At 41.1% G+C, this 6,123-nt stretch carries 6 protein-coding genes and 1 pseudogene; 6 read left to right on the top strand and 1 reads right to left on the bottom strand.

The annotated features are described in order from the left end of the window. Positions 1-248: 248 nt before the first annotated feature. Positions 249-1,097: a tyrosine-type recombinase/integrase gene (locus B3D59_RS16490; RefSeq protein WP_286822222.1), complete on the bottom strand. Its 849-nt coding sequence runs from the start codon at positions 1,095-1,097 to the stop codon at positions 249-251. Between the two features lie 886 nt (positions 1,098-1,983). Between B3D59_RS16490 and B3D59_RS18360 the strand changes: the two are divergent. From B3D59_RS18360 to B3D59_RS16465, 6 genes and pseudogenes are all read left to right on the top strand, one after another. Then, a pseudogene (locus B3D59_RS18360) lies at positions 1,984-2,130 on the top strand (helix-turn-helix domain-containing protein); the annotation flags it as partial. Positions 2,131-2,373: 243 nt separating this feature from the next. Further along, positions 2,374-3,081: a hypothetical protein gene (locus B3D59_RS16485; protein WP_286822220.1), complete on the top strand. Its 708-nt coding sequence runs from the start codon at positions 2,374-2,376 to the stop codon at positions 3,079-3,081. Continuing rightward, complete coding sequence (locus tag B3D59_RS16480; protein ID WP_286822219.1) at positions 3,065-4,048, top strand: 3'-5' exonuclease; 984 nt, start codon at positions 3,065-3,067, stop codon at positions 4,046-4,048. Before B3D59_RS16485 ends, B3D59_RS16480 begins: the two co-directional genes overlap by 17 nt. Next, on the top strand, positions 4,045-4,401 hold the full coding sequence (locus B3D59_RS16475) for a TraK family protein (RefSeq protein ID WP_286822218.1): 357 nt from the start codon (positions 4,045-4,047) through the stop codon (positions 4,399-4,401). Before B3D59_RS16480 ends, B3D59_RS16475 begins: the two co-directional genes overlap by 4 nt. Before the next feature lie 84 nt (positions 4,402-4,485). Then, positions 4,486-5,697 (top strand): Rha family transcriptional regulator, encoded by a 1,212-nt coding sequence (locus B3D59_RS16470; protein WP_286822217.1) that lies wholly within the window; start codon positions 4,486-4,488, stop codon positions 5,695-5,697. Between the two features lie 4 nt (positions 5,698-5,701). Continuing rightward, a partial coding sequence (locus tag B3D59_RS16465; RefSeq protein WP_286822216.1) for a P-loop NTPase occupies positions 5,702-6,123 on the top strand: 422 nt, incomplete at its 3' end.

Raw genomic sequence — 6,123 nt, 5'->3', positions numbered from 1 at the left:
AAAAAATCACCGTTGAGCATAGCGAATAAGGCCCGTTGAGTGAAGCGAATAAGGCAGGACGTAAAGTTGACCACCTTGAAAAGTGGGCCTACTTTACATGTCCTGCCCTCCTACCCTCGAAGATTTATGTAGAATATTCGAGATAAATGGCGATATTTGGAGAATTCTTCAAATATCTGTATTTTTCGATAAAAAACATGCAGATATCTATAAAAAGGATACATAAATCTATAATAATCGCCCAATTTTTATTTAAGTTTTTGACTTATTAAATTAACAGCGGCTTTTGCCTGGGAGGGTGCTAAATGAGCATACCGCATTGTCATATTAAGACTAGTGTGGCCAAGCAACTTACTGACCACCTCAAGCTGAATCCCACCCTGGACAAGCCAGCTTGCAAAAGTGTGACGCAGTGTATGGAATACAACTTTTTGCCTGGAGTCTTTGATCCCATCATTCAGGCCGGATTCCTTAACGGCCTGTTCAAAGATTTTTGGTGCCGCCAAGGGAAATGTTTTTGAATTTTTGTTATCCGAAATTATTTTAAAAGCTGTGCCATTTAAAGGAACGACCCTGTTTTTATGAGTTTTAGAGTCTAAAATACAAATATTACGGTCACTCTTGTTGATATTTTCAAAACCGAGATTAAAAATTTCCCCTCGCCTCAGCCCGGTGTTCACGGCAAATAATGATATGTCAAACCAGGCTTTTGATTTTTTCTTTAAGATATTTAGAAGAAGATCAAATTCCGGCCTTGAAAGATAGCGTACCCTCCGGTTATCAAATTTTGGCATCACATTTCTGAATTTAGGCACCTGCACAGAGTGGTCATAATCGATAACCCGATTAAGGATTCTACGCAGTAAGGATAAGCAATGAAAAACAGTCTGAGGGCTCAGTTTTTTTGATTCCAACGATTTGCGTAATTTCAAAAGATCTACGATGGTCAATTCATTTATGATTTTTTCCCCAACCATGGGGGAAATATGGTTTTCCCATCTGCCTGTCTCTGTGGTTTGACTTCTCTTTGAGAATGACCCTAAAATAAATTCATTATAAAATTCCCACGCTTCATCAACTTTTCTGATCTGTTTCAATTAGATTCCTCCTAAATTAAAAATTGGTAACTTCATCCAACAAATGCAAATACTATGCTAAATACGTATAAATCCAAGTGGTTGTGATTTTATGTTAAGTTGTTATCAACCCCAAACACCTATAAATAGGTTGTTTTGACAGAGGCTGACATGCTGAAATAAAATAAAAAGCAATGTTTACCTGAGCTTGTTGGAAAGTTACAAAATTTGCACTTAGGAATGAGCACGAAATAAGATGAGCACTTTAATTTCAAAACGTGCATTCCTCAATGGATGCCTATTTTGAAATGCGTAAGTTATTTAAAACCCATTCCTTAACTAAAATAATTGTTGCTTTTTGAGAAAAGCAAGTTTATATGTATGTTAAGCGTAAAGTTTTTAGAAAGAAGTCTTTGCGGAAAAGTAAGGCGACGGCCTGCAAAGCCGTTATTCCCCGGTTCAAATCCGGGAGCCGCCTCCAAACCGAATTTTAAGGGCTTAGAAGATTTCTTTCTTCTGAGCCTTTTTTTATTTGGGCTCTCCTTACGTGGTGGTCTGGAAAACAATACCAGATCGCCCGTCTAACTTCTTTCTTTATTACATTACGCTCTATTATAAAATTTTTTTTATGGAGAGTGAACTAATTTTTAAAGAAAGGTAACCGCTAAAAACAAAAAAACCCCATCGGCTGTCACCGATGAGGTCCTTCTGTAGAAGCTTGAACTTCTAAATTGAATAATCTCAGTTTAGAAGTTAACTCAAAAAAAGAGTTTTGTCAAGCTATCGGTGAAGTATTTTGTTTTCTCGGTTAGGAAGGAGAACGTTGAATAATCTCACAATTTCGCATGGCTATGCGAATGACCTTGATTTGTGGTTTGGAAAAATCGAAAGGAAAGATGGTGGGAAAATGACCGCGGGGATCGAAAAAACTTTTAAGGCGATGGTCAGGTGCGCTGTTGGAAAGGACCATACATTCGTGAATATGGAAACCTTAGCCAACCGGACAAATGTATGCCATCGAACCATTGAAAGACACGTCAAGATCCTTCAGGAAGCCGGGCTGATCAACACTGCGAGAGAAGAAATTAACGGCTGGATGCAGACCACCTATTATTTTCTTGCCCATCCTGTAATTATTAAATTCAGGGAATTACGGGCTGGTAAAACAAACCCTCAGCAAAAACCGGATGAAGCGCCCAAGCCGGACCAGGAGGAAGTGGCCTCGGAAATGGAGCCTAAAACTGAGCCGGAGTTACCGGAATGTGACGACCTGGAGCCCCCCCGGGAATGTCATGCTGTGGATCAACAAAATGTCGGCAATTTGTCGGATTATACCCTAGATAGATTATATATAAATACTCCCCCTCTACCCCCATCAGAATCAGTCATAAATCATGGCCGCCAGGAACCTGCAACCTGGGCAAAAGTCAGAGAGCGTATCATCGAAAAAGACCAACTAAATTTAGCAGCTAAAATGCTTCCCTGCCTGGAGGCTGAAATCAAGAACGACAGTGTAATTCTATATGGGCCAAACAAAGTAGCATTACAAAGAATCGAAAAAAATTACGGTCAAACGCTCAGAGATAATTTTTCTTTTTTTGGCGTTAACGCCCTTGTCTTTAAAGTCTTTTCGGAAGAACGCCAAAAGAAAAAAGATGAAGAACAAAAGCTGCAGGATCAAATTCACCGTCAGCGGCAGAAAGAAGAGCAGGAAAGGATTCTGGCTGAAAAACAGCAGCAGGAAGCTGAATTAAATAGTTTACCCCTTAAAAAACAATTTGAAATTCTTTTAAATCAATACCCCCGGAAAGCCGGGAAATGGCAGGCCTGGATGAATTTTAAAAAACTTGTTCAGGCCGGAGAAATACCCAAAACATCAAAACTTTTACAAATCATTGGAAAAAACAAGATGTCCCGGGAGTGGCAGCGGGATAATGGCCGCTGGATACCGGGGCTATCAAAGTTTTTGAAAGAAAGACGATGGATAGATGAAATTAATACTTAGCACAGAAAACACCGGCCCGGAAAGCCAGGATCAGGTTATAGAGCTGGCAATTATTGACGCAGACACAGCCCGGACATTTTTTAATCAACGGTTCAAACCATCTGTTGGAATAAAAGACCAGGCTGCAGCTGTACACGGCATTACCCCTGGCGCCCTGGCACACATTAAGACCTGGGCTGATTACCATGACCATATTCTTGAGATCATTAAAAATGCAGAGTCGATAATGACATATAACTGTGATTTTGACTTCAGGTTAATGCGGCAGACAGCAGAGGCATTTCACCGTATCTGGCCGCAACTTCTCCCGCCATGCCGGGATTTAAGGGCAGCATATGCTGATATCGCTCAGATTGAATTCAGCGAATATTACGGTACCTGGAAATGGCAAAAATTAGAAGTGGCCTGCCGGCAGCAGGGTATTGATGTGGCTGACCTCAAACCGCACAATGCGCTTGATGACTGCAGGGCAACACAACGGCTGTATAAAAAATTGCAAGGGGCGTTTGACGCATATTGGAAACCGTTTGTTAAATATCAGTCCGATAACTATGAAGAATTTAAAGAAAATATAGAAGAAATATCCCAGCTGTTTTCTCAAGGCATTCCCATAAATCACATTCATCAAAAACTTGTTCAGGACGGTAAAATAACCTTCTCGTACACGCCTTTTACCATGTTTTTTAAAGACTATACAGAAACTTACGTGTCTTTAGCCGATCCGCCAGAACCCAGGCTTGCGTCGAAACGGGGACCTAAAAAAGCCCTGGACAGAGAAATTGAGTTCGAGGCCAACAAGCATGAAATTATTGTGCTTTTAAACAAGGGCTACTCCAAGGCCAAAATTCATAGAATGCTTAAAAAACAAGGCAAGTGGAGTACCAGCTATGCCAATTTCACAGAAATCTGCCGCCAGTATAACGTCAGAAAACACCATAAACTCGATATAAATAAGGCGTTAAAATGAATTTAAAACCGACATGTAAAAGTCAATATTTGGCAGTCCACAATGAAGCCAGGCAGCTGCTGGATCAGGGGTACACGAAAAAATCGGTTTTTGATTATTTTGTGGCCCAGAAAAAGATCACAATATCATACAAAGCCTGGGTGAAAATAGTTGATAACTACGACCAGAAATCACCGTTCTCTCGAAAAAAGAAGGCTCCACCAGCACGAACAAGCATCGGGCAAAGCTCGGGTTCAAAAAAGGGAAAGTTCAGCCATTCAAATGATCCGTACCCGACTGAAGATGCAACCGACTCTATTGTGGAAGAAAAAGAAAATGAAAAACCGTTTAACCTCATCAAGAAGGGAAAATAAGCATTTCTTATTATTTATTGATTTTAGACTCCTCAATTTTGAGGAGCCTAAAACAGAGCATTAATTTTTTTGGGGAGTTTAACGATGGACATAGAAATAGAAAAACAAAAAATCAATATTACAGCCACAAACGGAAAACTTACGGTCTCCTCAATGATGGTGGCAGAACATTTCGAGAAAGACCATAAGAATGTGCTGCGAACAATTCGTCAGATTGTATCAGAGCTACCTGAAAATTTTAGTGATTTAGGACGGCTCAATTTTGAGCCGTCCTCATATATTAACGATCAAAACAAAACACAGCCGGTAATGAATATGACCCGTGATGGTTTTGTTCTGTTAGTTATGGGGTTCACAGGCAAAAAAGCTATGGAGTGGAAACTCAAGTATATTGAGGCATTCAACGCCATGGAAAGGGCTCAGAAAGACAAATTATATTTAAAAGCCGCGTTACAAATACCAATAGAAAGCGATCTGACAGTTTTATTGCCCACCGGCGAGTTCGGCATTTCAAGCTGGAAACTGGCCCGGGAAATTGACCAGCCCCACAATGCCCTGGCAACAAAAATCCATTATCTTGATATCCCCGCTGCATTCAAAGCAGAAAATTTTATCCCTATGGGCCATATTGCAGATCACGGTCCAAGAGAGGATGGTTACGGGATCACCTTGGCCGGTCTCGGCATGATGGGGCAAATTCTACGCAGTCAGGCCGCCAGGGGCGCGCAATTAAAAGCATATGATCAGTTAAAGGCTGTCAATTCCAAAAAAATCCAGGTGGAAACTGTCCAACTGCAACCGGTTCCTGATGCGATCCCCCGGTTTCAGCGGACTGCTGTTCCAGAAAAAAAGATGCTCGCCCTCAACGGTTTAATTTCTATATGGGCATGGATCGAAAACACCAACACCGAAAAATTGGAAGCTGAACTATGTGCATACATGCAGATAGCAAACCTGAAAGGCATCACCACATCAAGCTATGAAAACGCCATGGAGTACATCTGGTCAGGCATGAACATGCTGCAGAATGATTTTATAGACCTTTGTACTGAGGAAGAATTACAGCCTTTAAGGGGCCTGTTTGATTTTATGGCCTATTATGATGACAGAATAAATTATGAATCTTTGTTTAATAATTTCAAAAAAACTCACCAGTTTGAAGATTTCACCAAAGTTTCCAAAAAGGATTTTCAAAAAATCATAATGTTAGCCTGGGGCACCATGTATGCCATGTGCCTGGGTGATAAAGCCGGATGCTGCAAAGCAAGCTGCATCCATAACCAATTAAAAGGATAAAAAAATGGCAGCTATAAATATGATCCTGCAAGGTAAGGGTGGGGTTGGGAAAAGTTTTACAGCCAGTCTGTTAAGTCAGTATTTGCTTGATAGAGATCAGTTGGTCGGATGTTTTGATGCTGATCCGGTTAATGCAACCTTGACAGCTTATGCATCATTAAAAGCGACCAAAATAGAAATCATGGAAGGGGATTCTATTAACAGCCGGTTATTTGACACGATGATAGAAAAATTAATTCAGCTGCCGGATGAGGCATTCGCTGTCATTGACAGCGGCGCCAGCACATTTGTTCCCCTGGCTGCGTACATATCAGAAAACAATGTTGCTGAATTCCTGAAAGCCAGCGGCCACAATCTTACGTTGCATACCCTGATCACCGGCGGCCAGGCCGAAGGTGATACCATCCAGGGCCTTGCCTCCCTGAT

Source organism: Desulfobacter sp. UBA2225 (assembly GCF_002348205.1).
Classification (GTDB): Bacteria; Desulfobacterota; Desulfobacteria; order Desulfobacterales; family Desulfobacteraceae; genus Desulfobacter; species Desulfobacter postgatei.
Note: the sequence above shows the minus strand (reverse complement) of the source record. Positions and strands in the feature narration are given on the sequence as shown.

Excerpts from the sequence above, each read along its gene's own strand:
- B3D59_RS16480 (WP_286822219.1), top strand. The coding sequence starts at position 3,065 with ATGAAATTAATACTTAGCACAGAAAACACCGGCCCGGAAAGCCAGGAT.
- B3D59_RS16475 (WP_286822218.1), top strand. The coding sequence starts at position 4,045 with ATGAATTTAAAACCGACATGTAAAAGTCAATATTTGGCAGTCCACAAT.
- B3D59_RS16470 (WP_286822217.1), top strand. The coding sequence starts at position 4,486 with ATGGACATAGAAATAGAAAAACAAAAAATCAATATTACAGCCACAAAC.